28 protein-coding genes are annotated in these 24917 nt (G+C 71.3%); 16 read left to right on the top strand and 12 right to left on the bottom strand.

The features are described from left to right. Positions 1-149: 149 nt before the first annotated feature. Together ACK4YQ_RS09355 and ACK4YQ_RS09350 are read left to right on the top strand one after the other, a co-directional pair. Positions 150-1676, top strand: a complete 1527-nt coding sequence (locus tag ACK4YQ_RS09355; protein WP_409610629.1) for an MFS transporter — start codon at positions 150-152, stop codon at positions 1674-1676. An 11-nt stretch (positions 1677-1687) separates the two neighbouring features. Next, the gene (locus tag ACK4YQ_RS09350) at positions 1688-2467 is read left to right on the top strand and encodes a dienelactone hydrolase family protein (protein ID WP_409610627.1); all 780 of its coding nucleotides are present in this window, start codon (positions 1688-1690) and stop codon (positions 2465-2467) included. Between the two features lie 7 nt (positions 2468-2474). On the opposite strand, the gene ACK4YQ_RS09345 is transcribed toward ACK4YQ_RS09350, so the two are convergent. Then, positions 2475-3254 carry an acyl-CoA thioesterase domain-containing protein gene (locus ACK4YQ_RS09345; protein ID WP_409610625.1) on the bottom strand — a complete coding sequence of 260 codons (780 nt, stop codon included), beginning with the start codon at positions 3252-3254 and terminating at the stop codon, positions 2475-2477. Between the two features lie 129 nt (positions 3255-3383). On the opposite strand from ACK4YQ_RS09345, the gene ACK4YQ_RS09340 reads away from it, so the two are divergent. From ACK4YQ_RS09340 to alr, 7 genes are all read left to right on the top strand, one after another. Continuing rightward, entirely contained in the window at positions 3384-3929 is a 546-nt protein-coding gene (locus ACK4YQ_RS09340) for a peroxiredoxin (RefSeq protein ID WP_409610623.1), read from the top strand. A 201-nt stretch (positions 3930-4130) separates the two neighbouring features. Then, complete coding sequence (rpsF, locus tag ACK4YQ_RS09335; RefSeq protein ID WP_409610621.1) at positions 4131-4490, top strand: 30S ribosomal protein S6; 360 nt, start codon at positions 4131-4133, stop codon at positions 4488-4490. 15 nt (positions 4491-4505) lie between these two features. Further along, complete coding sequence (rpsR, locus tag ACK4YQ_RS09330; protein ID WP_409610619.1) at positions 4506-4781, top strand: 30S ribosomal protein S18; 276 nt, start codon at positions 4506-4508, stop codon at positions 4779-4781. 13 nt (positions 4782-4794) lie between these two features. Beyond that, complete coding sequence (gene rplI, locus ACK4YQ_RS09325; protein WP_409610617.1) at positions 4795-5379, top strand: 50S ribosomal protein L9; 585 nt, start codon at positions 4795-4797, stop codon at positions 5377-5379. Positions 5380-5459: 80 nt separating this feature from the next. Next, positions 5460-5843 (top strand): GFA family protein, encoded by a 384-nt coding sequence (locus ACK4YQ_RS09320; RefSeq protein ID WP_409610615.1) that lies wholly within the window; start codon positions 5460-5462, stop codon positions 5841-5843. Between the two features lie 85 nt (positions 5844-5928). Then, positions 5929-7419, top strand: coding sequence for a replicative DNA helicase (locus ACK4YQ_RS09315; protein ID WP_409610613.1), 1491 nt, complete (start codon positions 5929-5931; stop codon positions 7417-7419). Between the two features lie 50 nt (positions 7420-7469). Then, the gene (gene alr, locus ACK4YQ_RS09310) at positions 7470-8558 is read left to right on the top strand and encodes an alanine racemase (protein WP_409610611.1); all 1089 of its coding nucleotides are present in this window, start codon (positions 7470-7472) and stop codon (positions 8556-8558) included. 10 nt (positions 8559-8568) lie between these two features. On the opposite strand, the gene ACK4YQ_RS09305 is transcribed toward alr, so the two are convergent. After that, positions 8569-9750, bottom strand: coding sequence for a Yip1 family protein (locus ACK4YQ_RS09305; protein WP_409610609.1), 1182 nt, complete (start codon positions 9748-9750; stop codon positions 8569-8571). A gap of 141 nt (positions 9751-9891) precedes the next feature. Here ACK4YQ_RS09305 and radA point away from each other — a divergent pair, with 141 nt between their 5' ends. From radA to ACK4YQ_RS09280, 5 genes are read left to right on the top strand one after another with little or no spacing between them, the layout of a single operon-like run. Beyond that, complete coding sequence (radA, locus tag ACK4YQ_RS09300) at positions 9892-11259, top strand: DNA repair protein RadA (RefSeq protein WP_409610607.1); 1368 nt, start codon at positions 9892-9894, stop codon at positions 11257-11259. Between the two features lie 5 nt (positions 11260-11264). Next, on the top strand, positions 11265-11870 hold the full coding sequence (locus tag ACK4YQ_RS09295) for a CvpA family protein (RefSeq protein WP_409610605.1): 606 nt from the start codon (positions 11265-11267) through the stop codon (positions 11868-11870). Further along, a complete protein-coding gene (gene purF, locus ACK4YQ_RS09290; RefSeq protein WP_409610603.1) occupies positions 11867-13393 on the top strand; it encodes an amidophosphoribosyltransferase in 1527 nt (508 codons plus the stop codon). Before ACK4YQ_RS09295 ends, purF begins: the two co-directional genes overlap by 4 nt. Further along, positions 13390-14388, top strand: coding sequence for a bile acid:sodium symporter family protein (locus ACK4YQ_RS09285; protein ID WP_409610601.1), 999 nt, complete (start codon positions 13390-13392; stop codon positions 14386-14388). Before purF ends, ACK4YQ_RS09285 begins: the two co-directional genes overlap by 4 nt. A gap of 10 nt (positions 14389-14398) precedes the next feature. Beyond that, the gene (locus ACK4YQ_RS09280) at positions 14399-15148 is read left to right on the top strand and encodes an SDR family NAD(P)-dependent oxidoreductase (RefSeq protein ID WP_409610599.1); all 750 of its coding nucleotides are present in this window, start codon (positions 14399-14401) and stop codon (positions 15146-15148) included. Here the strand turns inward: ACK4YQ_RS09280 and der are convergent. The 10 genes from der to ACK4YQ_RS09230 all read right to left on the bottom strand — a co-directional run bounded on the left by der (position 15096) and on the right by ACK4YQ_RS09230 (position 22159). After that, positions 15096-16703, bottom strand: coding sequence for a ribosome biogenesis GTPase Der (gene der / locus ACK4YQ_RS09275; RefSeq protein ID WP_409610597.1), 1608 nt, complete (start codon positions 16701-16703; stop codon positions 15096-15098). The genes ACK4YQ_RS09280 and der overlap by 53 nt on opposite strands. Positions 16704-16721: 18 nt before the next feature. After that, positions 16722-18107 carry a PQQ-binding-like beta-propeller repeat protein gene (locus tag ACK4YQ_RS09270; RefSeq protein ID WP_409610595.1) on the bottom strand — a complete coding sequence of 462 codons (1386 nt, stop codon included), beginning with the start codon at positions 18105-18107 and terminating at the stop codon, positions 16722-16724. Beyond that, complete coding sequence (locus ACK4YQ_RS09265; RefSeq protein WP_409610593.1) at positions 18104-18859, bottom strand: tetratricopeptide repeat protein; 756 nt, start codon at positions 18857-18859, stop codon at positions 18104-18106. The genes ACK4YQ_RS09270 and ACK4YQ_RS09265 overlap by 4 nt, the downstream gene beginning before the upstream one ends. A gap of 97 nt (positions 18860-18956) precedes the next feature. Further along, the gene (locus ACK4YQ_RS09260; RefSeq protein WP_409610591.1) at positions 18957-19337 is read right to left on the bottom strand and encodes a hypothetical protein; all 381 of its coding nucleotides are present in this window, start codon (positions 19335-19337) and stop codon (positions 18957-18959) included. Next, on the bottom strand, positions 19330-19908 hold the full coding sequence (locus tag ACK4YQ_RS09255) for an RNA polymerase sigma factor (RefSeq protein WP_409610589.1): 579 nt from the start codon (positions 19906-19908) through the stop codon (positions 19330-19332). The genes ACK4YQ_RS09260 and ACK4YQ_RS09255 overlap by 8 nt, the downstream gene beginning before the upstream one ends. A gap of 27 nt (positions 19909-19935) precedes the next feature. Then, positions 19936-20313 (bottom strand): DUF6249 domain-containing protein, encoded by a 378-nt coding sequence (locus tag ACK4YQ_RS09250; RefSeq protein WP_409610587.1) that lies wholly within the window; start codon positions 20311-20313, stop codon positions 19936-19938. Between the two features lie 106 nt (positions 20314-20419). Further along, positions 20420-20728, bottom strand: a complete 309-nt coding sequence (locus ACK4YQ_RS09245; RefSeq protein ID WP_409610585.1) for a hypothetical protein — start codon at positions 20726-20728, stop codon at positions 20420-20422. Beyond that, positions 20715-21254 carry an RNA polymerase sigma factor gene (locus ACK4YQ_RS09240; protein WP_409610583.1) on the bottom strand — a complete coding sequence of 180 codons (540 nt, stop codon included), beginning with the start codon at positions 21252-21254 and terminating at the stop codon, positions 20715-20717. Before ACK4YQ_RS09240 ends, ACK4YQ_RS09245 begins: the two co-directional genes overlap by 14 nt. Beyond that, on the bottom strand, positions 21251-21742 hold the full coding sequence (locus tag ACK4YQ_RS09235) for a hypothetical protein (protein WP_409610581.1): 492 nt from the start codon (positions 21740-21742) through the stop codon (positions 21251-21253). Before ACK4YQ_RS09235 ends, ACK4YQ_RS09240 begins: the two co-directional genes overlap by 4 nt. Before the next feature lie 60 nt (positions 21743-21802). Continuing rightward, positions 21803-22159 carry an ArsC family reductase gene (locus ACK4YQ_RS09230; RefSeq protein WP_409610579.1) on the bottom strand — a complete coding sequence of 119 codons (357 nt, stop codon included), beginning with the start codon at positions 22157-22159 and terminating at the stop codon, positions 21803-21805. Between the two features lie 134 nt (positions 22160-22293). Here ACK4YQ_RS09230 and ilvD point away from each other — a divergent pair, with 134 nt between their 5' ends. Both ilvD and ACK4YQ_RS09220 read left to right on the top strand, forming a co-directional pair. Continuing rightward, complete coding sequence (gene ilvD, locus ACK4YQ_RS09225) at positions 22294-24147, top strand: dihydroxy-acid dehydratase (protein ID WP_409610577.1); 1854 nt, start codon at positions 22294-22296, stop codon at positions 24145-24147. 75 nt (positions 24148-24222) lie between these two features. Next, the gene (locus tag ACK4YQ_RS09220) at positions 24223-24843 is read left to right on the top strand and encodes a glutathione S-transferase family protein (RefSeq protein WP_409610575.1); all 621 of its coding nucleotides are present in this window, start codon (positions 24223-24225) and stop codon (positions 24841-24843) included. Positions 24844-24917: the final 74 nt, after the last annotated feature.

The following is a 24917-nucleotide window of genomic DNA, read 5'->3' as shown; positions in this document are numbered from 1 at the left end:
CGGCGCCCCTGGCGAGGGGCCTCGCGTGTCATCGTGGAAATCTTCCCGCCCCGGGGGCGCCCTAGCGTCAACGCCGATTGACGCGCGGGCGCTTCGCCCGCCTGATACGGCATACTTAAAGCTAGAACAGTCGGCCCGGGAGGCAGGAATTGGATAAGTCGACGTCGGGCGCCAGCGCGCCGCTTCCGTTCAAGACAAAGCTGGCCTTCGGCGTAGGCAGCGGGGCGGAGTCCATCGCCCTCTTCAGCGTCGGCTCATACGCCATGCTCTACTACAATCAGGTGCTGGGTCTGCCCGCGCACCTGGCCGGCCTGGCGATCTCGGTCAGCCTGTTCCTCGACGGCGTCTCCGACCCGCTGGTCGGTTCGATCTCCGACCGCACCCGCTCGCGCTTCGGCCGCCGCCACCCCTACATGTTCCTCGCGCCCATCCCGATCGCCCTGTCGCTGCTGGCCGTGTTCAACCCGCCCGACGGCCTGTCGACCGGCGCCCTGTTCGCCTGGTTCGCCGTGGGCGTGGTGATGCTGCGCCAGTCGATGACCTTCTTCCACACGCCGCACCTGGCCCTCGGCGGCGAGCTCTCGCGCGACTACACCGAGCGCTCCAAGGTGATGAGCTACAACGCCTTCTTCACCTGGGCCGGGGCCGCGGCGACCAGCTGGATCGCACTCAGCTACTTCTTCAAGGCCACGCCCGAATATCCTCGGGGGCTGCTCAATCCCGAACCCTACGCCCCCTACTCCCTGGTCATGGCCGCCATCGCCCTGTCCGTGCTGTTCGCCTCGGCCTGGTTCACCCGCGACCGCATCCCGATCCTGCCCAAGCCGCCGGAAAACCTGCCCAAGTTCAGCCCGTTCGAGTTCCTGCGCGACCTCGGCAAGGCCTTTTCAAACCGCAACTACGTGTGGTTGCTGATCGGCTTCTTCTTCCTGAGCATGATGGTGGGCCTGCGCTCGGGCCTGCACCTTTACACCAACACCTACTACTGGGAGCTGGCCAGCGAGGAGATCCGCTGGTTCGTGATCGGCAGCTTCGCCGGCTATTTCAGCGCCTTCCTGTTCGCCGCCCGCCTGCACGGCCGCTACGACAAGCGCGCCACCATGATCGTCTCGGCGGTGGTCTACGCCGTCGCGCCAGCGATCCCGATCGTGCTCGGCGGCGTCGGCATGCTGACGCCGGAGACGCCCGGACTGCTGCAGATCCTGATCCTCTTCTCGGTGCTCAGCTACGGGGCGGCCAGCGTGCTGTCGATCAGCGTGATGTCCGCCCTGGCCGACATCGCCGACGAGAACGAGCTGACGTTCGGCGTTCGCCAGGAAGGGGTGCTCTATTCCACCCGCTCGCTCTTCGCCAAGGTCGACCAGGCGGTCGGCGCGGCCCTCGCCGGCTTCGTGCTCACCATCATCGCCTTCCCGGTCAAGGCCAAGGTCGGCGAGGTGCCGGCCGAGGTGGTCTGGAACCTGGCCATGTGGGACGGGATCCTGGCTGGCGTGCCCGGCTTCATCGCGGTGTTCTTCTACTCCCGCTACGCCATCACCCGCAGGTCCTACGAGGCGACCAAGGCCGCCCTGGCCGAGCGTCGCTCGGGACTGGTCGCGCCGGAAACGACCGCCGTCTCTGCGGCCACCGACGTGCCCGCGCCTTCGATCGAGGGCGTCGCCCCCGCCCCACGCTGAGGCCGATCGCGATGCGCATGCGCACCTCCTATGTCGCCTTCGACGCCGGCCGCGGCCTCACCGTGGCCGGGGCCCTGGCCACCCCGCTCGAGGGACCGCCCGCGCCGGCGGTGCTGATCTGCCACGGCTCCGACGGGGTGGACGGCCGCGGCGCCTTCCACGCCCAGGCGCTGCATGAGGCCGGCCTGGTCACGCTGGAGATCGACATGTGGGCCGCCCGCGGGACCGGTCGCGGCGCCGCCGGGCGTCCGCGCTCGCCGCTGGAGACGCTGGCCGACGCCTTCGGCGCCCTGCGGTTCCTGCGCGCCCAGCCCGAGGTCGATCCCGCCCGCGTCGGGATCATGGGCTTTTCCTGGGGCGGCGTGGTGACCCTGCTCTCGGCGGTGCGCGCCAACGCCGAGCCGCACCTGGGCGGCGAGCCCGGCTTCGCCGCCCATGCGGCCTTCTATCCGGTGTGCTGGGCCTACGACGCGGCGCCGGGGCTGGGGCTCACGGGGCTCTCCGGCGCGCCGATCCTGATCCAGACCGGCGAGGCCGACGCCTACGACCCGCCCGGCGCCGACAAGGCCCTGGTGGCGCGCCTGCAGGCGCGTGGCGAAGCGCCGGTGCGGGGCGTCAGCTATCCGGGCGCGACCCACGGCTTCGACCGCGACCTGCCGGCGCAGACGATCAACGACCCCTTCGCCCACGCCGGCCGGGGCGGGCCGGTGCTGATGGAGTTCCACCGCCAGGCGGCGACGGCCGCGAGGGCCGAGGCGGTCGCCTTCTTCAAGGACGCCTTCGCCGACTGAGCCCGCCTTACCCGCGGCTCGGCGGGCGCTGGGCGAGCGCGGCCACGGCGGCCGAGCCGATCGGCCCCTGGGTGTCGTGCAGGAAGCACTCGCCGATGGCGACGCCGTCGGTGGCGTGGTGGTTCATCGATTCGAAGCCGACCCACTCGCCCACCGGCGCCCGGTGCAGATAGAGCGTCACGTCGGTGTTGATGTAGCCGAGCCCGGAGTCCGAGGCGTTGGCGAAGGGGCTGGCGAAGTCGCAGGCCACCGCCACCCGGGTGAACGGAGTGTGGGGGACGCCCTCCACCAGCTCGCGCACCTCCTTCATCCAGGCCTTGCGCGGGCCGTGGCCGCGGATGCCCTCGCCCACCTGGCGCATCGCCCACATGCCGTTCATGGCCATGCGCGGGTCCTCGGGCGCCGGCATGGAGTCCGGATCGGGGGCGTCCCAGGGCGCGGGGCTCCAGGTGCGGCCAGGCGGGTTCGCCGTCTTGCGCAGGAACTGGCAGGTGGCGCGCGCCTGGCTGACGCCGCCGGAGATCCACTCGGCGTCGACCACCCGGATGCGGCCGCCCTCGCGCACCACGCGGGTGCTCACCTCCACCGGCGAGAAGTCGGGCAGGCGGTACATGTCGACGGTCAGACGCGCGGGAATGAAATCCGCGTCGCCGTGGCGCTCCTCCAGCACGTGGCCAAGGAGCCCGGCGATCACCCGGCCGTGCAAAGAGTTGGGGTTCCAGGGGCCTCGGGAGGCGGGGGTCGGGTGGAAATGCTCACCCTGGCGTTTGAAAAAGGGTTCGTTCATGGCGGCGGCGACCCTGCGTGATTCCGCGCCCCCGGGCGAGCAAAGAGGCGGCGGGCCCGCTAAAGTTTCGCCCCAGCGAAGACAGACGCGCACGCCGCCCGTATCATCCCGGCAACCGGAGGAACTCCCATGAAACGCATCGTCCTTGCGCTCGGCCTGTCGGCGCTCGCCGCCTCCCCCGCCCTCGCCGCCCTGAAGGAGGGCGCCCGGGCCCCCGACTTCACCGCGCGCGGTTATCAGGCCGGCAAGCCGCTGACGTTCTCCCTGGCCGACGCCCGCAAGAAGGGCCCGGTGGTGGTCTATTTCTTCCCCGCGGCCGAGACCAAGGGCTGCAACCTGGAAGCCCGGCTGTTCGCCGAGGCGATGGACGACTTCAAGGCCCAGGGCGCCACCGTAATCGGCGTCACCGCCGGCAATCTCGACAAGCTCGCCTCGTTCTCGGCCGACACCGAGAAGTGCTCGGGCAAGTTCCCCGTCGCCGCCGACCCGGACGCCAAGATCGCCAAGCTCTACGACGCCCAGCTGGCCATGCGCCCGGGCTGGTCCAGCCGCACCTCCTACGTGATCGCCCCGGACGGGACCGTGGTCCACGCCTACGACAACATGGCCGCCGACGGCCACGTGGGCGCCACCCTCGGCGCGGTGAAGGCCTGGAAGGCGAAGGCCCGGCGCTGACCCGGACCGCCGCCTGGGGCGAGCGCGCAAATCGCTTGCCCCGGAAGGCTTTTTCCCGTATCAGCGCGCCCTTTCACGGAGAGCGGTCTTTCGCGGAGCTCCAATGGGTCGGGAACCTCCCGGCCGCCGCGCAAGAGCCATCGTATCCGGCGGAGCTTCCGCCGCCGGACGCGCCGCCCTCCAGCCCGGAAGAAGGAAAACATGGCGCTCTACGAACACGTCGTCATCACGCGGCAGGACATCTCGCCGCAACAGGCCGAGGCCCTGAACGACCAGCTCAAGCAACTGCTCGAAGAACAAGGCGGCACCGTCGCCAAGATCGAGTACTGGGGCCTGCGCAACCTCACCTACCGCATCAAGAAGAACCGCAAGGGTCACTACTCCCTCCTGGCCATCGACGCCCCCGCGGCGGCGGTCAAGGAGATGGAACGCCAGCTGTCGATCAACGAAGACGTGCTGCGCTACATGACCGTTCGCGTCGAAGAGCTCGACCTGGAGCTCTCCCCCGTCCTGGCGCGTCGCGACCGCGACCGTCCCCGCGACGACGCCCAGCAATCCTAAGGAAGGGAGGACCTCATGACCGACGAAACCTCCGCCGCGCCGGCCGTCGGCTCCACCGCCGGAGCCCCCCGCCGCCCGTTCTTCCGCCGCCGCAAGGTCTGCCCGTTCTCCGGCGCCAACGCCCCGAAGATCGACTACAAGGACGTCAAGCTCCTGCAGCGCTACGTCTCCGAGCGCGGCAAGATCGTCCCCTCGCGGATCACCGCCGTCTCCGCCAAGAAGCAGCGTGAGCTGGCCAAGGCCATCAAGCGCGCCCGCTTCCTGGCGCTGCTCCCCTACGTCGTGAAGTAAGGGGGAAGGACCGATGAAAGTCATTCTGCTCGAACGCCTCGAAGGTTGGGGCGGCCTGGGCGACGTCGTCACCGTCAAGGACGGCTTCGCCCGCAACTACCTGCTGCCGCGCTCCAAGGCGCTGCGCGCCACCGCGGCCAACCTGAAGGTCTTCGACGCCCAGCGCGCCGAGATCGAGGCCCGCAACGCCCGCGCCCGCGACGCGGCGGCCAAGTCCGGCGAAAGCCTGGACGGCGCCAGCTACGTCCTGATCCGTCAGGCCGGCGAGAGCGGCCAGCTCTACGGCTCGGTCTCCGGCCGCGACGTGGCCGACGCGATCAACGCCGAGGGCGGCAAGGTCGAACGCGCCATGGTCGTGCTGGACAAGCCGATCAAGACGCTGGGCCTGCACGAGGTGAAGGTGCGCCTGCACGCCGAAGTCGTGGTGACGGTGACCCTGAACATCGCCCGCAGCCTGGACGAGGCCGAACGCCAGGCCCGCGGCGAAAACGTCATCGCCGCCCAGTTCGAAGAGGAACGCCTGGCCGCCGAAGAGGCCCAGGCCGACCTGATCGAAGGCGGCGCCGGCCAGATCGAAGGCGACTACGTCCAGGCCTGAGCCTGGCGTCTTCAAGACGACCGAAATTGGGGCGGTCCGGGCTTTCCGGGCCGCCCTTTTTGCTGCATGGCTATCGCATCATGGGCGCCCACATCCACGAAGGGCGGTGCCTCTGCGGCGCCGTCCGGTTCCAGGCCAGCGGTCCGCCCAAGTGGACCGGCTATTGCCACTGCGACAGCTGCCGCCGCCACAGCGGCGCGCCGGTGTCGGCCTTCGCCGGCTTCGAGGCCGAGATGGTCCGCTTCTTCGGCGAGCCGATGGCCGTCTACGCCTCCTCGCCGGGGGTCGAGCGCGGCTTCTGCGGCGCCTGCGGCTCCACGCTCAGCTACGTCGGCGACCGCTGGCCGACCGAGATCCATTTCCACGTGGGCGCCTTCGAGCGGCCGCAGGATTTCGCCCCCACGGGCGAGGCCTTCACCGAGGAGCGGCTGCCCTGGCTCCACCTTTCCGTAAGACCGGAGTGAACATCCACACGGCCCCCTGTGAATCCCGGGCATGAGGCCATAAGGACGCAGGGCGCCCGCCCCGGCGTTAAGCTATCGGTAACCCATGGCGCTCGTTCCAGCACTCGACCTTCGACCCGCCCACAACGATCAGGCGATCGCACACGCCCCGGCCAACATCGAGGCCGAACAGGCCCTCCTGGGCGCGCTCCTCTATGACAACGCCGCCTTCGAGCGGATCGGCGACTACCTGCAGGCCCGCCACTTCTACGAGCCCTTCCACGCGCGCCTGTTCGCCGCCATCGAGAACGCCGTGCGCAAGGGCCAGTTGGCCGAGCCGATCCTGATCGCCGAGCAGTTCGCCCGCGACGCCGCGTTCCAGGAGCTGGGCGGCGTCCGCTATCTGGCCGACCTCGTCGACCGCGCCCCGCCGGCCGCCAACGCTCCGGACTACGCCCGCGCCGTCTACGATCTCGCCCTGCGCCGGGAGCTCATCCGCATCGGCGGCGAAATCGGCGCTCTCGCCACGCAGGGCGACGCCGAGCTCTCCGCCCGCGACCAGATCGAGCAGGCCGAGCAACAGCTCTTCAACCTCGCCGAATCCGGCGGCGTCAGCCAGGGCTTCCAGACCTTCGCCGAGGCCCTGCATGGGGCGGTGGCCATGGCCGCCGAGGCCCACAGCCGCGACGGCGCCCTGGCCGGCATCTCCACGGGCCTCATCGACCTCGACCAGAAGATCGGCGGCCTGCACCCCTCCGACCTCATCATCCTGGCCGCCCGCCCCTCCATGGGGAAGACCTCGCTGGCCTGTAACATCGCCTTCGACGTCGCCCGCCACTACGCCTGGGAGCCGCAGCCCGACGGCTCACGCAAGACCGTCAGCGGCGGGGTCGTGGCGTTCTTCTCGCTGGAAATGAGCGCCGAACAGCTCGCCATGCGCCTGCTGGCCGAGGTTTCCGGCGTCTCCGGCGACCGCCTGCGCAAGGGCGAGATCGACGCCGTCGAGTTCGGCCGCATCCGCGACGCGGCCCTGGAGATCCAGGAAGCGCCGCTGTTCATCGACGCCACCGGCGGCCTGTCCATCGCCAAGCTGGCCGCCCGCGCACGCCGGCTCAAGCGCATGCAGGGCCTGGACCTGATCATCGTCGACTACCTGCAGCTCATCACCGGCGGCGACCGGCACAGCGACAACCGCGTGCAGGAGGTCAGCATGATCACCCAGAGCCTCAAGGCCCTGGCCAAGGAGTTGGCGGTGCCGATCATCGCCCTGTCCCAGCTCTCCCGTCAGGTGGAGAATCGCGAGGACAAGAAGCCCCAGCTCTCGGACCTGCGTGAATCCGGCTCGATCGAGCAGGACGCCGACATGGTCATGTTCATCTATCGGGAGAGCTACTACCTCGGCCGCGCCGAGCCGCGCGAAGGCACCGAGGAGCACTTCAAGTGGCAGGAGCAGATGGACCAGGTCCGCGGCATCGCCGAGGTCATCATCGGCAAGCAGCGTCACGGCCCCATCGGCACTGTGAAACTGTCGTTCAACGAGGACCTCACCAAGTTCGGCAACCTCGCCCGCGACCACATCCGCTACGATCCGCACTGATCGGCGGCCCGCCTCTCGCACATCGGCGCCCGGCCCGCTAAGGGGGGCGGATGGACTGCGCCGCCCGCCTGACGATCGACCTCGACGCCCTCGCCGCCAACCTCGGCGTCCTGCGCGCGGCCGCGCCCGGCGCGGAGGTCGCCGCCGTGGTCAAGGCCGACGGCTATGGCCTGGGCGCAGGCCCCGTCGCCGCCCGCCTGTGGGCCGAAGGCGTGCGCAGCTTCTTCGTCGCCCGCCTGGGCGAGGGCGAGGACCTGCGCCGCGCCCTGGGGCCCGAGCGCCCGGCGGTGATCCACGTCCTGGACGGCCTGACCCCGGGCGGCGGCGAGCGTCTGGCCGCCGCGGGGCTCAGTCCGGTCCTGGCGAGCCCCGTCCAGGTGGAGGCGGCGGCAGGCCTTGCGGCCGCCCTCGGCCGCGCCCTGCCCTGCGCCCTGCACGTCGACAGCGGCATGAACCGCCAGGGGCTGACCCCGGCCGAGGCCCAGGCCCTGCTGGCAGCCCGCGACCGCCTGCGCGGGCTGGACGTGCGCCTCCTGATGAGCCACCTCGGCTCGGCCACCGACCCCGCCGACCCGCGCAACCGCCTGCAGCTAGAGCGGTTCGCCGCCGTCCGCGCCCTGTTCCCCGAGGCGCAGGCGAGCTTCGCCGCCTCGGCCGGCGCCTTCCTCGGCCCCGACTGGCGCTTCGAGCAGGTTCGCGGCGGCATCACCCTCTACGGCGGCGGACCGGAGGAGCGGCCCGATCCGCGGCTGCGCGCCGTCGCCACCTTCGAGGCGCCGATCCTGGACGTCCGCGTGGCGCCGCCCGGCGAGTTCCTGGGCTACGGCTCGAGCCTGCAGGCCGAGCGGCCGATGCGCCTGGCGATCCTGGGCGCGGGCTACGCCGACGGGCTCCTGCGCGCCGCCCGCGGCGGCTACGCCTGGTGGGCGGGCGAGCGCCGGCCCATCGTCTTCGTCACCATGGACCTGACGGCCGTGGAGATCGGCGAGGCGCCCGCACGCATCGGCGACATGGTCGAGCTGCTGGGGCCCAACGTCGCCATCGACGACCTCGCCCACGCCGCGGGCACGGTCGCCCACGAGTGCCTCGTGCGCCTGGGCGGCCGCGGCGAGCGCGTCTATCTCGGCTCCGCCGACTGACCGCCGGCCTTCAGTCCCCCTGGGCCAGCTGCTCCAGCTGGCTGAATCCGACCGACCGCACCGCGGCCTTCAGTTCCTCGATGCTGACGCCTTCGCCCTCGGCCTGCACCAAGAAGCGGTCGGCCACCAGCACGCTGTACTCGCCGCGGCGGGCGCCGGTGTCGTACTCCTCCGTGGTCATCCGACCGTCGACCTCGCCGACCTTTTCGTAGCGCCCCTCGCTCTCGCTGGAGGACTCCAGATTGAAGGCGCCGGCCATGGCGGTCAGGGCGCCGGCTGCGCCAAGGTCTGTGACCGTGAGGGTGAAGCGGCCGTCGCCGCGGGTGTAGGTGCCCACGGCCTGCGAGCCGTTGACGCCGCCGACCCCGCCGCTGGAGGCGGTGAGCTCGGTGCGTCCGTAGCCGGCGATCGTCGCCGGCAGATAGGCCTTCAGGCGGCTGGGATCGGTGGCCTCGCCCCCCTGGCCGCTCTGGATGCTCTCGGCGGCGGCCTGCGCCCGCTTGGAGGCGGCCTCGAGCTGGCCCAGGTCCACGCGCGCGCCGCCCGGCATGGTCACCTCTCCGCGGTTGGCGTGCATCGACGCGGGCCCCTGGCCGATCCGCGTCAGCGGGCCCAGGATCATCATGGCCACGGCGCCGATCACCGCGGCGGCGATCACCACCACGGCCGTGTAGGGGACCGCCTTCTCCTGCGGCGTCTTCATCAGCCGCGGCAGGCCCTTGTAGAGCAGGTAGAAGCTGTAGAGGCCAAGGATGCTCAAGAAGCCCAGGGCCGGCAGGATCTGGAACACCCCGGCCACCCAGGCGGCCGTCCCCGAATAGGCGGCCACCTTGAAGGCCTGCACCTGGTTCCGCTGGCCCTGGAAGCTCGGCGCCAGCAGGTCGATGATCAGCGCCAGCACATAGACGCCGATCAGGGTCACGACCAGGCCGGAGACCTGCGCGGCCACCACCCAGGTGAACGCGGGCCGGAAATGGAAGCCGAACAGGCCGCGGTAGCCGAACACCAGCGGTCCGATCAGCCCGCACACCGCCGGGATCAGCGCCAACGGCAGGACGTAGCTGCGATAGAGCCCGCCGATGGTCGCCGGCTCGGGGTCGATCTCCTCCCACGTGCGGCCCGGCTGCAGCAGGATGCTTCTCACCCGGCCAACTAAGGTTGCAGGGCCCTGCCCCGGCTCGACCACGCTCATCACCAGCTCCCCGGCCCTGCCGCCGTCCACGTTCCCAGGCGTTAACCTAACCCAAGACCCCGGATCGGCAACGTCCGCTCGCCTGTCGGACGTGTCGGCCACCGGGGTTAGACTGGCGAACTCGCCGAATCAGGAGAACGCATGGCCCGCGACGGCGCCGTCTACGTCTGTCAGTCCTGCGGCTCCGCGCAGAACAAGTGGTCGGGCCAGTGCGCCGGCTGCGGCGGCTGGAACACCCTGGTCGAGGAGGTCCAGGCCCGCCCTCCTGGCGCCCTGGCCCCGGCGAAGGGCGCCCGCGCCCGCGGGCTGGCGTTCGAGGGCCTGGCCGACGCCACCCCCGCCCCGCCCCGGATCTGCACCGGGGTGGACGAGTTCGACCGGGTGTGCGGCGGCGGCGTGGTGCCCGGCTCGGCCATCCTCCTGGGCGGCGACCCGGGAGTGGGCAAGTCCACCCTGCTCCTGCAGGTCGTCGGCGAGGCCGCCCGCCGCGGCGCCCGCTGCGCCTACATCTCCGGCGAGGAGGCGATTGAGCAGGTGCGCGCCCGCGCCCAGCGCATGGGCCTCGCCGACGCCCCGGTGAAGCTCGCCGCCGAGACCTCCCTGCGCGACATCGTGGACGGGCTGAAGCGTGAGCCGTTCGACCTGGTGGTCATCGATTCCATCCAGACCATGTGGAGCGACGCCCACGAGGCCGGTCCCGGCTCCGTCACCCAGGTGCGCGCCGCCGCCGGCGAACTGGTGCGCCTCGCCAAGAAGCGCGGCGTGGCGGTGATCCTGGTCGGCCACGTCACCAAGGAGGGGGCCATCGCCGGTCCCCGGGTCATCGAGCACATCGTCGATGCGGTGCTCTCCTTCGAGGGCGAGCGCGGCTATCCGTTCCGCGTGCTGCGCGGGGCCAAGAACCGCTTCGGCGCCACCGACGAGATCGGCGTGTTCGAGATGGGCGACGCCGGCCTGGCCGAGGTGAAGAACCCCTCGGCCCTGTTCCTTGACACCTCGGGCGAGCGGGCCGCCGGCGCGGCCGTGTTCGCCGGCATCGAGGGCTCCCGCCCGGTGCTGGTGGAATTCCAGGCCCTGGTCGCCCCGTCCGCCTATGGCACCCCGCGCCGGGCGGTGGTCGGATGGGACGGCGGGCGCCTGGCCATGGTGCTCGCCGTATTGGAGGCCCGTTGCGGCCTTGGATTTGGCGATCGTGACGTTTATTTGAACGTCGCCGGCGGCCTTCGCATCAGCGAGCCGGCGGCGGACCTGGCGGCGGCGGCGGCGCTCGCCTCCTCGGCCCTGGATCAGGCCCTGCCGCAGGACTGCGTTGTGTTTGGCGAAGTGAGCCTGTCAGGGGACATCCGCCCTGTGAGCCGTATGGACGCGCGTATGAAGGAAGCCGCCAAGCTCGGCTTCGGCCGGGCGCTGGGCCCGCGCGACCTGGAGGGGGCGGGCGGCATGCGCGTCAGCGGCGTCGCCCGCCTGGCCGACGCCATCCGCCGCATCGGCGACGGCGATTGGGACTAGGCCCTGTGACCCTGTTCGACATCATCGCCCTGTCGCTGCTGGCGGTTTCGGGGATCGCCGGTTTCGTGCGCGGCGGCGCGCGGGAGATGGTGACGGTGCTGGCCCTGATCGGCGCGGCGATCGCCTCGGTCTACGCCCTGCGCTTCAGCGGCCCGCTCGCGCGCCAGGCGATCGATCCGGACTGGGCGGCGACCGTCAGCGCGGTGCTGGTCGTCTTCGTGGTGGTCTACATCGTCCTTCGCCTGGTCGGCGGCGGCCTGGCCGAGAAGATCCAGGCGACCGAGGTCCTCGGATTCCTCGATCGCACCGCCGGGCTCGGCTTCGGCCTGTTGCGCGCCCTGGTGGTCCTGGGGGCCTTCAACCTCGCCTTCAACGCCGCCACGCCGCCCGAGCGGGTGCCTCGCTGGATCTCGGGTGCGGCGCTTTATCCCTTGACCACGGCGGCCGCACAGGTGCTCAAAGCCTTCGCGCCCAAGGGACTTGACATGGCTGATAAGCTCAAGCCCGCCATCGCCGACGCCATGAACGGCGGCGACGGAACCTCGACACAGCAAGGCTACGACTCCCGCGAGCGGAGCGGCATCGACGATCTGGTGGAGAAATCCCGATGACTGACGTCCTGGACACGCGCCTCGGCCGCCACTGGTCCGGCCCCGCCGAGCGGTGGTCGCCGCCCCAGCGGGACCCGGACGACGACACGCCCCGGCTCGAATGCGGCGTGTTCGGCGCCTTCGACGTGGCCGACGCCGCCGCGATCACCGCCCTAGGCCTGCACGCCCTGCAGCACCGCGGCCAGGAGGCCTGCGGCATCGCCTGCTTCGACGGCCAGCGCTTCCACACCGAGCGGCACATGGGCCACGTGGGCGACGCCTTCAGCGGGCCCGACCTCGTCGCCCGCCTGCCCGGCCGCACCGCCATCGGCCACACCCGCTACTCCACCGCCGGCGGCAGCTTCATCCGCAACGTCCAGCCGATGTTCGCCGACCTCGAGGCTGGCGGCGTGGCCCTGGCGCACAACGGCAACCTGACCAATTTCCTGACCCTGCGCGAGCAGCTCGTCGCCGACGGCGCGATCTTCCAGTCGACCTCGGACTCGGAGGTCATCCTCCATCTCCTGGCCCGCTCGCGCAAAGCCCGCTTCGTCGACCGCTTCATCGAGGCCCTGACCCAGATCGAGGGCGGCTACGCCCTGGTGGCCATCACCAACAAGAAGCTGATCGGCGTGCGCGACCCGCTCGGCATCCGTCCGCTGGTGCTCGGCGAACTGGACGGCAAGGCGGTGCTCGCCTCCGAGACCTGCGCCCTGGACATGATCGGCGCCCGCTTCGTGCGCGACATCGAGCACGGGGAGATGGTGGTGATCGACCACAACGGCGTCGAGAGCCTGCGCCCCTTCCCCGCCGCCCGGGCCCGCCCCTGCATCTTCGAGTACGTCTATTTCGCCCGCCCGGATTCGGTGGTGAACGGCCGCTCGGTCTACGAGGTGCGCAAGCGCATGGGCCGGCGCCTGGCCCAGGAGAGCGCGGTCTCCGCCGACGTGGTGGTTCCGGTGCCCGATTCCGGCGTGCCCGCCGCTCTCGGCTTCGCCCAGGAGACCGGCCTGCCGTTCGAGATGGGCATCATCCGCAACCACTATGTCGGCCGCACCTTCATCCAGCCCACCCAGGGCGCCCGCGAGCTGGGCGTGCGCATGAAGCTGTCGCCCAACCGCGCCGTCCTGGCCGGCAAGCGGGTGATGCTGATCGACGATTCCATCGTGCGCGGCACCAATTCGGTGCGGGTGGTGCGGATGGTCCGCGAGGCCGGCGCCGCCGAGGTCCACCTGCGCTCGGCCTCGCCGCCGATCAAGTGGCCCGACTTCTACGGCATCGACATGCCCGACCGCGACAAGCTGCTGGCCGCCAACCATTCGGTCGAGGAGATTGCGCGCCTGCTGGAGGTGGACTCCATGGGCTATCTGTCGGTCGACGGCCTCTACTGGGCGATGGACGCCGAGCCGCGCAATCCCGTCGACCCCCAGTTCACCGACCACTACTTCACGGGCGATTATCCCACCCGGCTGCTCGACCGCGAGATCGCTGAAGGCCGCAACGACTCCGCCGACCGGCAGCTGTCGTTCCTCGTCGACGCGTGAGCGGGAAGAGAGCGGGCTGGCTGCAACGCCTCAGGCCCGACTGGTACATCATCCTCATCGTCGGGATGGTGGGTCTGGCCAGCGTGCTGCCGGCCACCGGCGCCGCCGCGCCGGTCTTCAAGACCGCGACCAAGGTCGCCATCGCCCTGGTGTTCTTCCTGCACGGAGCGCGGCTCTCGCGCGAGGCGGTGATCAAGGGGGTCACGCACTGGCGGCTGCACCTGCTGGTGCTGGCGACGACCTTCGCCCTGTTCCCGCTGCTGGGCCTGGCGCTGGCGGCGCTGCCGGCGGCGATCTCGCCCGCCGCCCTGGGGCCAGGCCTGATCTTCCTGTGCTGCCTGCCCTCGACCATCCAGTCCTCGATCGGCTTCACGGCCATCGCCCGCGGCAACGTCGCCGCCACCGTCGCCTCGGCCACCGCCTCCAACCTCCTGGGGATCGCCCTGACGCCGGTGCTGGCGGGCTTGCTGCTGCACTCTCAGGGCGGCGGCCTGTCGCTGCACTCGGCCCAGTCGATCGTGCTCCAGCTCCTCGTCCCGTTCGTCGCCGGCCAGGCCCTGCGGCCGCTGATCGGCGCCTGGGTGGCCGACAAGGCCAAGCTCCTGTCCTACGCCGACCGCGGCTCGATCCTGCTGGTGGTCTATTCGGCGTTCAGCGAGGCGGTGGCCGGCGGCATCTGGCGCGAGGTCGGCGCCCTCGACCTCGCCCGCCTCCTCGTCCTCTGCGCGGCGCTGCTGGCGATCGTGCTGGCGGCGACCACCTGGGCCGCCCGCACCTTCGGCTTCTCCAAGGAGGACGAGATCACCATCGTCTTCTGCGGCTCCAAGAAGAGCCTCGCCAGCGGCGTGCCCATGGCCGGGGTGCTTTTCCCGGGCGCGAGCCTGGGGCTGGTGCTGCTGCCGATCATGATCTTCCACCAGATCCAGCTCATGGCCTGCGCCGTCATCGCCCAGGCCTATGCAAAGCGGGCGGACACGGCCGCCAAGAGCAGCTAGAAGGCCGCCCATGACTTCGCACCTTCCGCTTCGGGGCAGGATCGCCCTGGTCACCGGCGCCTCCCGCGGCATCGGCCGCGCCTGCGCCCTGGCGCTGGCCGCCGCCGGCGCGCACGTCGTCGCCGTCGCCCGCACCCAGGGGGCGCTGGAGGCGCTGGACGACGAGATCAAGGCCGCCACCGGCCAGTCCGCCACCCTCGTGCCTCTCGACCTGGCCGAGCCGGACGGGCTGGACCACCTGGGCCTGGCCCTCCATCAGCGCTTCGGCCGCCTGGACATCCTGGTCCACGCCGCCGCGGTGCTTGGTCCCCTGACGCCGGTCAGCCACATCGACCCCTCGGCCTGGGACAAGGTGATGGCCGTGAACCTCACCGGGACCTGGCGCCTGATCCGGGCCATGGAACGGCTGCTGCGCGCCTCCGACGCCGGCCGCGCCATCTTCATCACCTCGGGCCGTGTCGAGCGTCCGAAGGCGTTCTGGGGGCCCTATGGCGCGTCCAAGGCCGGCATGGAGCACATCGTGCGCACCTGGGCCGACGAGCTGGAGAACACCAGGATCCGCGCGGCCATCGTCGATCCGGGCCAGATGCGCACCCGCATGCGCGCCGAGGCCATGCCGGGCGAGGATCCCATGACCCTGCCCGATCCCTCCGAGATCGGTCCGCTGATCGTGGAGCTGGCGCAGGCCGAGCTCGGCCTGCCCAAGGTCAACGTGAGCTTCGCGGCCTGGAAGTCGGCCGGGACGCTCGCTTCGGCTTGACCCCCGGCCGGGCGAGCTTGGCCGCCCTGCCCTTCGGCGAGCCCGCGGTCTTCTTGACCTTGGCCTTCGGCTTGGCCGAGGCCGAAGCCGGCTGCGGCTTGGCCGCGGGGGCGCCGGCCGCCCGCGCTCGGGCGGCGGCCACGCCCTTGGGGGTCTTGGCCTTGGGACCGATCTTCGGCGCGAACGCCGGCGCCGACACCGGGGCCGGCCCGCTCTTGGCCTCGCCCTCGGCGTAGGGGTTCTTGCTCGACTTGACGGTCACGCGCATCGGCACGCCCGGCAGATCGAAGCTCTCGCGCAGGGAATTGATCAGGTAGCGCCGGTAGTGGTCCGGAAGCTGGTCGGCGCGCGAGGCGAACAGCACGAAGGTCGGCGGCCGCGCCTTGGTCTGGGCCATGTACTTGGGCTTCACCCGCCGTCCGTTCACCGCCGGCGGCGGGTGCCGCTGGATGGCCATCTGCAGCCAGTCGTTCAGGTCCCGCGTCTTCACCTTGGTCGACCAGTCGGCGTGGACCTTGAAGACCGCCGGCATCAGCCGGTCCAGGTGCCGGCCGGTCTCGGCGGACAGGGCGATCACCGGCGCGCCGCGCAGCTGCGGCAGCATCCGTTCGGCCTGCTCGATCACCTCTTTTAGCCGCTGGCCCGGCTCCTCCACCAGGTCCCACTTGGTCAGGCAGAACACCAGGCCGCGGCCCTCGCGCTCCACCAGGTCGGCGATCTGCAGGTCCTGGATCTCGAAGGGATGGGTGGCGTCCATGACCAGGATCACCACCTCGGCGAAGGTGATGGCCCGGATGGTGTCGGCTGTGGACAGCTTCTCCAGCTTCTCCTGCACCCGCGCCTTGCGGCGCAGGCCGGCGGTGTCCACCAGGCGCACCGCCCGGCCCTCCCAGGTCCAGTCCACCGGAATGGCGTCGCGGGTGATGCCGGCCTCCGGGCCGGTCAGCAGGCGGTCCTCGCCGATCAGCCGGTTCACCAGGGTCGATTTGCCGGCGTTGGGCCGCCCGACGATGGCGATGCGCACCGGCTTGTCGGCCTCGTCCTCGGCCTCCTCGTCCTCGGCCGGGGCCACCGCGGCGATGGCGCCGAACAGGTCGGCCATGCCCTCCCCGTGTTCGGCGGAGATGGCCACCGGCTCGCCCAGGCCCAGGCCGAACGCCTCCAGTATGCCGTCGTCGCCCTGTTTGCCCTCGGCCTTGTTGGCCGCCAGGATCACGGGCTTGTCGCGCTTGCGCAGGATTTCGGCGAACACCTCGTCGAGCGGCGTGACCCCCTCGCGCGCGTCGATCACGAACAGGCAGACGTCCGCCTCGTCGATCGCCCGCTCGGTCTGGGCGCGCATCCGCGCCTCCAGGCTCTCGTCGGACACGTCCTCGAAGCCGGCGGTGTCGATCAGCTCCAGGTCAAGGTCGCCCAGGCGTCCCGTGCCGAAACGCCGGTCGCGGGTCACCCCCGGCCGGTCGTCGACGATGGCGAGCTTCCGGCCCGCCAGGCGGTTGAACAGCGTCGACTTGCCGACGTTGGGACGCCCGACGATCGCCAGCTTGAGCGGCATGGGAGTCCCGGCCCCGCCCTAGCGCAGGGCGACGAGCTGGGCCTCGTCGGTCGCGATGAAGATCTTTCCGTCCGCGGCGATCGGGGCGATCAGCACCGGCGCGCCCACGTCGATCGACTTCTCGATCTCCCCGGTCTTGGCGTTCAGGGCGACCACGCGCCCGGTGCTGGAGCCGAGCACGAGCCGGTTGGAGGCCAGCAGCGGGCTCGACCACACCGGCCGGGCGTCCTTCTTGCCGCCGAAGCCCAGGAAGCCCTTCTTGGTCGCGGCCTGGCCCTCGTTGAGGTCCCTGATCCAGTAGACCTGGCCCGACTCGCGGGCGATGCAGATCACCTGGCCGCTCCGCGAGACCACATAGACGACGTCGCCGGCGACCCAGGGGGTGGTGATCCCGGAGATCGGCAGGGTCCACCGCGGAACCCCCGTGCGCAGGTCCGTGGCGGCGAACACGCCCGAGTGGCTGACCGCGTAGACGTCGCCCTCGTAGATCACCGGCCGCCCGGGAATGTCGCGGATTTCCGACAGGGCGTTGGAGCGGTTCGCCCGCGACAGGGTCTCGCTCCACAGCTCGTTGCCGTTGGCGATGCGCAGCGCCACCAGCTCGCCCGAGCCGAAGGAGGCGACCACCGTGTCGCCCTGCACGGCGGGGCTCGAGGCCTTCAGGATCCGCGCCGGCTCGGTCAGGGCCTGATAGGTCCAGCCGGGCTCGCCGTCAGCCGCCTCGAACGTGACCAGGGTGTTGTCGATGGCCACCACCATCACCCGGCCCAGCGCCACCGTCGGGGCGGCGTGCAGCGGCTGTTCGGTGGACTTCTTCCATTCCACCTGGCCGGTCTGGGCGTCGAGGCGGGCGACGAAGCGGTAGCCGGAGCTCACGTAGAGCTTGCCGTCGGCGTAGGCCAGGCCGCCGCCGAAGGCTTCGCGGTCGCGCTTGAGGTCCGGCCGCAGGTCGACCCGCCAGGCCTGGCCGCCGCTCGCCGCGTCGATCGCCGAGACCGTGGCCTCGCCGTCCATCACGAACACCTTGCCCGCGGCCATCACCGGCGGGGCGGTCACATGGCGCCCACGCTTGGAGCCTTCGCCGAATCCTCGGCGCCAGGCGACCGAGAGCTCGGGGGCGGCGTCGACATGGGCCACTGACTGCTCGGGCGTGCCGCCGGGCAGCGGCCAGTCCGTCCGCGGCGCGGGCGCGGGCAGGAAGAAGTCCGCGCCCTTCAGGCCCTCGGCCGGCTCGACCTTCTCGTCGGCCGCCACGATCGAGATGCGCTCGCCCTCGCCGGCGACCTCCTGCACCTCGTCGTCCCGGTCGAAGGGGTTGAATCGGTTGATCGTCGAGCAGCCGCTCGCGCCGACGGCGGCGGCGATCAGGGCGGCGGTCAGGACGAGACGGCGCTTGGAGCTCATTGGGGACCGGGGGCTTGTTGTTGCGGGGCGGACGCGCCGCCGGCGGACGGGGCGGAGGCGGGCGGCAGGCTCGCCGCGGCCTTCACCGCCGCGGGCACGCCCTTGGCGCCGCCCGAATCGATCAGCTCGATCGCCGCGGCGGCCCGCTGGCGCGCGCCCTCCTGGGCGTCCAGCATGTTGCGGATGATGACGAAGTCCTCGCGCGCGCCGGCGACGTTCCCCGCCATCAGCTTGGCGAAGGCCAGGGCTTCGCGCGCCTGCGCCCGATAGGGCCGGCCCTCTTCGGTGAGCGGCGTCAGACGCGCCTCCATCTCCTTGTAGGGAGCGGTGTCGAGCAGCGCCAAGGCGGATTTGAGGCGCGCGGCGTCGGCCAGCAGCGGGTTCGGCGCGGCCTTGGCGGCCTCGTCGAAGAACTTGACCGCGGCCTCGGTCTTGCCCTCGCTCTGGCTCACCCCGCCCTGCTGCATCAGGGCCAGGGTCTTGTAGCCCTTGGACGGCGACTGGGCCACTTCGCCCCACAGGCGCATGGCCGCCTCGCGGTCCTGGCGGCCGAAGGCCTCCATGGCCTGGGCGTAGGTCTCCGAGGCCTGGGTGTGGGCGCGGCGGTTGTAGGCCTGCCAGCCCCAGACGCCGAGGGCGACCACCAGCGCCAGCGCCAGCAGTCCGGCGATCCAGGGGACCGCCTTCAGCGCAAGCGACTTGTAGCGGTCGGAGCGGAGCTGCTCCTCGACCTCTTCGAACAGATCGACCACGAACGGGGACTCCGCGCTTGGGCGTTGGAATGGGCGGCGAACCTATAGCGCATGGCCGCGCGCCGCAACGCCGCGACCGTCCGGCTGCGGCGCAAGCTCAGAACTCGTCGATCAGCCGCGTGACGACGAAGCCCAGCGCCAGCAGCGCCATGGCCAGGGCCATCCACACCATCGGCGAGCTTGCGGGCATGCTGGCGATCAGGTCCGCAGACGGCGAGACTTCGCGCCAGCCGGCCGAAATGATCTTCGCCGAACCCTCCGAGGCGGTCTCCAGCCGGTCCACCACCCGCGAGAGGATCAACTGGGAGGCGCCGATCACGCCCCCGGCCAGCCCGGCCCCGCCGATCATCAGCCGCCGGACCGTCCAGCCGCGGTTGAGCCGCCGCTCGACCGCGGCGGCGAAGGACTCCCCGTCGGCGAAGGCCGGCGCCTCGGCGTACATCCGCTCCAGGGCGCGCTCGAAATCGACTTCAGCCATTCTCGCGCCTCCCTTCTTCGAGGACGTCAGCAGGCGCCAGGCGCGCTCTGAGCTTATCCAGACCACGTTTGACATGGGATTTGACCGTTCCCAGCGGCAGGTTCAAGGACTCCGCCGCCTCGGCGTGGGACAGACCCGCGCCGTAACATAGAGACACGCACAGCCGTTCGGCCGCGCCCAGGCTCTTCAGCGCCTCGTCCAGGTCGATGCGGCCGGCCGGATCGACCGCGGCGGCGTCGGGCGCATCCTGCGCCTCCTCGGCGAAGCTCTGCACCCTGCGCTCCTTCTGCAGCCGGCGCAGGTAGGCCCGCGCGGCGATTCGCTTCACCCAGGCCGCGAACGTGCCCTCGCCGCGGAATTCGGCGATTCGTTCGAAGGCGGTCAGGAAGGCGTCCTGGGCCACGTCGTCGGCCTCCGCCGCGCTCACGCCCATCCGCCGCAGCAGGCCGCGCACGCCCGAGCCGTGCCGCCGGACCAGCTCGCCGAAGGCGCGCCGCTCGCCGGTGGCCGCCTGGGCGGCCAGCTCCACGTCGTGCAGGCTCGTCAGTGTCTGTCTGTGGGCGCCCGCCATGGGCTCACCCCCCTTCGTGCGGCCGGCTTACGACTTGCGGTGGCCCAGCAGGGCGATGACGATGAACGCCAGACCGATGAATCCCGGGAATGCGGCGACGCCCATCATCGGATAGGTCGCGTCCGGCTCCTCGAAGCCGATGATCCAGCCGAAGGCCGCCAGGCCCACGGCCACCCCCAGCCACACGATGCCGGTGCGCAGGTCGCGCTGCGGCGAGGGCGCCGGCTTGGTCCGCGCGTCGGAGGAGATCGCTTCGATCACCTCCGGCGGCAGGGGCTGGCCCTTCTCGATGGCGGTGCGCAGGGTGTCCTGCAGGCGCAGGCGCTCCTGGCTCTTCAGGTAGCGCGGGTAGATGACGATCCCCGCGATCATCGCGAAGAACCCCAGCGGAACGAGTATCTCCATCCCGAAATCTCCTTTTCTCAGCTCGCGGGCTTCGTTGCGCCCGTCCTGTGCCCCTTAGAGGCGCCGAGTAGGCCCTACGGATGCGCCTCGGGCCATGAAATGTTCGTCATGATCGCAGACCAAGGCCCAGGCTGAAGCGCCCGGTGACCAGCGCGCTCGCCGCCGCCGCCAGGACGAGCCCGGCGGCCACCGGCGCCAGCTGGCGCGCCAGCGCCTCCACCGCCGGCGTCAGCACCGGCGAGAAGACGTACAGCCCCCCCGCCGCCGCCAGGCTCGCCAGGGCCAGCATCGCCAGCTCGCCGCGCAGCCGGCGCCGGGCCGCCGCTTCGGCCACCCGCGCGACGAAGGCCGGATCGCGGGCCGGCGGCTCGTCCTCGGCGAACAGGCGCCTCATTCGCTCGTCAAGCGCGTCCATTTTCCACTCCCAGGGCTTGGGCCAGCCGCGCGCGGCCGCGCGCCACGTGGGACTTCACCGTGCCCAGCGGCGCGCCCAGCGCCTGGGCGGCCTCGGCGTGCGAGAAGTCCGCGGCCAGGCACAGGGCCACCGCAGCGCGCTGCTCCACCGGCAGGCCGGCCATGGCCGCCTCCAGGGCGATCCGCTCCTCGCTGCGCGGCGCGGCCGCCGTCTCGCGCGACGCGGCATAGTCCGCCTCGCGTCGCCGCGCCCGCCCGGCCGAGCGCTGGGCGCTCAGTCCCTTGCGATAGCCGATCCCGCACAGCCAGGCGCGCAGGCTGGCTCCCTCCCGCAGCTCTCCCAGCCGCTCCCAGGCGGCGATGAACGTCTCCTGGGCCAGGTCGTCGGCCAGCGACCAGTCGCCGAACGCCCGCCGCAGGAAGCCCCGCACCGCCTGCTGGTGGCGCTCCACCAGCCGCCCGAACGCCTCGGGCGAGCCGTCGCGGGCGGCCCGGACCAGGATCTCGTCCAGGCCCTCGGGGTTCATCGGTCACGCAGGCCCCCGGCAAGCAGGGCCAGCAGCAGGTTGGCCCCGGCCACGCAGGTCAGCACGATCGCAACCACCCGGAACGCGCCCTCCGCCTCCACGACCCCCGAGTACTCCGAGGCCGCCCAGAAGCCCGCCGCCACCGCGCCGGTGACGATCGCCGCGTGCCAGCGCCGGTAGGGCGCATGCCGCCAGCGGTAGTAGCGTCGCGCCGCCCGGCGGGCGTAGCGGTCCCCGGCGTAGGCGCCGCCGGCGAAGGGATCCGGGTCAAACGCCTCCTCGCGCACCTCGCGTAGCAGTTCGGGGGGCAAGTCCTTGCCCTGGGCGGACAGCGTCTTGATGAGGTCCAGCGCGTCGCGCCGGCGGCGATAGGCCAGCCAGCGGTCCCATGCGCCATAGAGGAATGCGCCGACCGGGAAGATCAGCCACCAGAAGTCCCGCCAGAATTCGTCCATGTCGGCGCTCCAGGACGGAAGGCTGGGCCCCATGCCCGCTTCCGTCAAACTGAAGTCGCCGCCGCGACGCCGAACGGATGCGGCGGTCCGGAACTATTTGCCGAAGGCGGCCGCGTAGAGTTCCGGCTTGAAGCCGGCCAGCTGCCGGTCCCCCATGTCCAGCACCGGCCGCTTGATCATCGAGGGCTGGGCCAGCATCAGCTCGACCGCCTTGCCGGCGTCCAGGTCCTGCCGCGCCGCCTCGGGCAGCTTGCGGAAGGTGGTCCCGGCCCGGTTCAGCACGGTCTCCCAGCCCAGCTCGTCCACCCAGGCCTCGAGCCGCGCCCGGTCGATCCCGGCGGTCTTGTAGTCGTGGAAGGCGTAGGCCACGCCGTGGCCGTCCAGCCAGTCGCGGGCCTTCTTCATCGTGTCGCACGCCTTGATGCCGTAGAGGGTGGCGGTCTGGGACACCGGGGCTCCTTCGCCGGGAATCGGAACGACGGCGGGTGACATAGCCGTCCTGAGGCGCTACCGCCATCCGCGGGCGCCGTTTTCGCGCCGCGCCCCCATATGTCACCGCGTAAGCCGACGATCAGGGACCGCCCATGCCCGTCTACCGTTCCCGCACCTCCACCCACGGCCGCAACATGGCCGGCGCCCGCGGCCTGTGGCGCGCCACAGGCATGAAGGACTCGGATTTCGGCAAGCCGATCATCGCCGTGGTGAACTCCTTCACCCAGTTCGTGCCCGGCCACGTGCATCTGAAGGACCTGGGCCAGCTCGTCGCCCGCGAGATCGAGCGCGCCGGCGGCGTGGCCAAGGAATTCAACACCATCGCCGTGGACGACGGGATCGCCATGGGCCACGACGGCATGCTCTACAGCCTGCCCTCGCGCGAGCTGATCGCCGACAGCGTGGAGTACATGGCCAACGCCCACTGCGTGGACGGCATGGTCTGCATCTCCAACTGCGACAAGATCACACCCGGCATGCTGATGGCCTCCCTGCGCCTGAACATTCCCAGCGTGTTCGTCTCCGGCGGGCCGATGGAGGCCGGCAAGGTCGTGCTGAAGGGCAAGGAAGTCGCCCTGGACCTGATCGACGCCATGGTCGCGGCCGCCGACGACAAGGTGAGCGACGAGGAGGTCGCCGCCATCGAGCGCTCGGCCTGCCCCACCTGCGGCTCCTGCTCGGGCATGTTCACGGCCAATTCCATGAACTGCCTGACCGAGGCCCTGGGCCTGTCCCTGCCCGGCAACGGCTCGACCCTCGCCACGCACGCCGATCGCGAGCGCCTGTTCCTGGAGGCCGGCCACCTGATCGTCGACATCGTGCGCCGCTACTACGAACAGGACGACGAAAGCGTGCTGCCCCGCTCGGTCGCCAGCTTCCGGGCCTTCGAGAACGCCATGAGCCTGGACATCGCCATGGGCGGCTCCACCAACACCGTCCTGCACCTGCTGGCTGCGGCCCAGGAGGCCGAGATCGACTTCACCATGGAGGACATCGACCGGCTGTCGCGGCGCGTGCCCTGCCTGTCCAAGGTGGCCCCGGCCAAGTCCGACGTGCACATGGAGGACGTCCACCGCGCCGGCGGCATCATGGCGATCCTCGGCGAGCTGGAGCGCGGCGGCCTGATCCACACCGACGTGCCCACCGTCCACAGCGCCACCCTGGGCGACGCCCTCGCCCGCTGGGACGTGCGCCGCGCCAACAGTGAAACGGTCCACACCTTCTATCGCGCCGCCCCCGGCGGCGTGCCCACCCAGACGGCGTTCAGCCAGAGCCGGCGCTGGGAGGACCTCGACCTGGACCGCGAGGCCGGCGTGATCCGCGACATCGATCACGCCTTTTCCAAGGACGGCGGCCTGGCCGTGCTGAAGGGCAACATCGCGCTCGACGGCTGCATCGTGAAGACCGCCGGGGTCGACGAGAGCATCCTGAAGTTCTCGGGCCCGGCCAAGGTCTATGAAAGCCAGGAGGCGGCGGTCAGCGGCATCCTCAACGGCTCGGTCAAGGCCGGCGACGTGGTGGTCATCCGCTACGAGGGGCCGCGCGGCGGCCCCGGCATGCAGGAGATGCTCTATCCGACGAGCTATCTGAAGTCGAAGGGCCTTGGAAAGGCCTGCGCCCTGATCACCGACGGCCGCTTCTCCGGCGGCACCTCGGGCCTGTCGATCGGCCACGTCTCGCCCGAGGCGGCCGAGGGCGGGCTGATCGGCCTGGTGGAGGACGGCGACGTCATCGAGATCGACATCCCCGGCCGCACCATCCGCCTGGCCGTCGCCGACGAGGTCGTCGCCGCCCGCCGCGCGGCGATGGAGGCCAGGGGCGCGGCGGCCTGGAAGCCGGCCAAGCGCGAGCGCAAGGTGTCCAAGGCGCTGCAGGCCTACGCCGCCTTCACCACCAGCGCCGCCCGCGGCGCGGTCCGCGACGTGGATCAGTCCCGGCGGGGCTGAGCTGGCCGCCGTCTCGTCTGTCGTCGGCCCCGGCGCGGTGCTAGCCTCCGGCCGCCGCAAACCCGGGAGAACGGCATGAGCGATCTGGTCTTCTACACCAACCCCATGTCTCGGGGCCGCATCGTCCGCTGGATGCTCGAGGAGGTCGGCGCCCCGTACGACACGGTGATCGTGGACTTCGGCGCCAGGAGCGAGGCGTTCCTGCGCCTGAACCCCATGGGCAAGGTGCCTACCATCGTCCACCAGGGGCGCGTGGTGAGCGAGGCCGCGGCGATCTGCGCCTATCTGGCCGACGCGTTCCCCGAGGCCGGCCTGGCGCCGCAGCCGGAGGAGCGGGCCGACTACTATCGCTGGATGTTCTTCTCCGCCGGCCCGGTGGAATCGGCGGTGGTCAACCGCTCCCTCGGCTTCGAGCCCCCGGCCGAGCGCCGCGCCATGGTCGGCTACGGCGATTACGACCTGACCGTCGACACCCTGGAGAAGGCCGTCGCGGCCCATCCCTACATCGCCGGCGAGCGCTTCACCGCCGCCGACGTCTATGTGGGCAGCCAGGTGGGCTGGGGGGTGAACTTCGGCACGCTGCCCAGGCGTCCCGCGTTCGAGGCCTATCTGGCGCGGATCGACGGGCGTCCCGCGGCCGTGCGGGCCCGCCAGATCGACGACGAGCTGATCGCCAAGGCTTCGGCGAACGCCTGACCCGGGCGCCTGACCCCGGGGGCCTGACCCGCGGCCGGTTGCGTCGGCCCGGGTTGCGCCCGGCCGCAACCGCG

This window comes from Phenylobacterium sp. (assembly GCF_046291545.1).
Taxonomy (GTDB): Bacteria; Pseudomonadota; Alphaproteobacteria; order Caulobacterales; family Caulobacteraceae; genus Phenylobacterium.
This window is presented reverse-complemented; position numbering and strand designations above follow the sequence as displayed.

Bases quoted from the DNA above. Each gene is read 5' to 3' on its own strand.
- ACK4YQ_RS09350 (WP_409610627.1), top strand. From the start codon at position 1,688: ATGCGCATGCGCACCTCCTATGTCGCCTTCGACGCCGGCCGCGGCCTC.
- ACK4YQ_RS09345 (WP_409610625.1), bottom strand. From the start codon at position 3,254: ATGAACGAACCCTTTTTCAAACGCCAGGGTGAGCATTTCCACCCGACC.
- ACK4YQ_RS09340 (WP_409610623.1), top strand. From the start codon at position 3,384: ATGAAACGCATCGTCCTTGCGCTCGGCCTGTCGGCGCTCGCCGCCTCC.
- rpsF (WP_409610621.1), top strand. From the start codon at position 4,131: ATGGCGCTCTACGAACACGTCGTCATCACGCGGCAGGACATCTCGCCG.
- rpsR (WP_409610619.1), top strand. From the start codon at position 4,506: ATGACCGACGAAACCTCCGCCGCGCCGGCCGTCGGCTCCACCGCCGGA.
- rplI (WP_409610617.1), top strand. From the start codon at position 4,795: ATGAAAGTCATTCTGCTCGAACGCCTCGAAGGTTGGGGCGGCCTGGGC.
- ACK4YQ_RS09320 (WP_409610615.1), top strand. From the start codon at position 5,460: ATGGGCGCCCACATCCACGAAGGGCGGTGCCTCTGCGGCGCCGTCCGG.
- ACK4YQ_RS09315 (WP_409610613.1), top strand. From the start codon at position 5,929: ATGGCGCTCGTTCCAGCACTCGACCTTCGACCCGCCCACAACGATCAG.
- alr (WP_409610611.1), top strand. From the start codon at position 7,470: ATGGACTGCGCCGCCCGCCTGACGATCGACCTCGACGCCCTCGCCGCC.
- ACK4YQ_RS09305 (WP_409610609.1), bottom strand. From the start codon at position 9,750: ATGAGCGTGGTCGAGCCGGGGCAGGGCCCTGCAACCTTAGTTGGCCGG.
- radA (WP_409610607.1), top strand. From the start codon at position 9,892: ATGGCCCGCGACGGCGCCGTCTACGTCTGTCAGTCCTGCGGCTCCGCG.
- purF (WP_409610603.1), top strand. From the start codon at position 11,867: ATGACTGACGTCCTGGACACGCGCCTCGGCCGCCACTGGTCCGGCCCC.
- ACK4YQ_RS09280 (WP_409610599.1), top strand. From the start codon at position 14,399: ATGACTTCGCACCTTCCGCTTCGGGGCAGGATCGCCCTGGTCACCGGC.
- der (WP_409610597.1), bottom strand. From the start codon at position 16,703: ATGCCGCTCAAGCTGGCGATCGTCGGGCGTCCCAACGTCGGCAAGTCG.
- ACK4YQ_RS09270 (WP_409610595.1), bottom strand. From the start codon at position 18,107: ATGAGCTCCAAGCGCCGTCTCGTCCTGACCGCCGCCCTGATCGCCGCC.
- ACK4YQ_RS09260 (WP_409610591.1), bottom strand. From the start codon at position 19,337: ATGGCTGAAGTCGATTTCGAGCGCGCCCTGGAGCGGATGTACGCCGAG.
- ACK4YQ_RS09255 (WP_409610589.1), bottom strand. From the start codon at position 19,908: ATGGCGGGCGCCCACAGACAGACACTGACGAGCCTGCACGACGTGGAG.
- ACK4YQ_RS09250 (WP_409610587.1), bottom strand. From the start codon at position 20,313: ATGGAGATACTCGTTCCGCTGGGGTTCTTCGCGATGATCGCGGGGATC.
- ACK4YQ_RS09245 (WP_409610585.1), bottom strand. From the start codon at position 20,728: ATGGACGCGCTTGACGAGCGAATGAGGCGCCTGTTCGCCGAGGACGAG.
- ACK4YQ_RS09240 (WP_409610583.1), bottom strand. From the start codon at position 21,254: ATGAACCCCGAGGGCCTGGACGAGATCCTGGTCCGGGCCGCCCGCGAC.
- ACK4YQ_RS09235 (WP_409610581.1), bottom strand. From the start codon at position 21,742: ATGGGGCCCAGCCTTCCGTCCTGGAGCGCCGACATGGACGAATTCTGG.
- ilvD (WP_409610577.1), top strand. From the start codon at position 22,294: ATGCCCGTCTACCGTTCCCGCACCTCCACCCACGGCCGCAACATGGCC.
- ACK4YQ_RS09220 (WP_409610575.1), top strand. From the start codon at position 24,223: ATGAGCGATCTGGTCTTCTACACCAACCCCATGTCTCGGGGCCGCATC.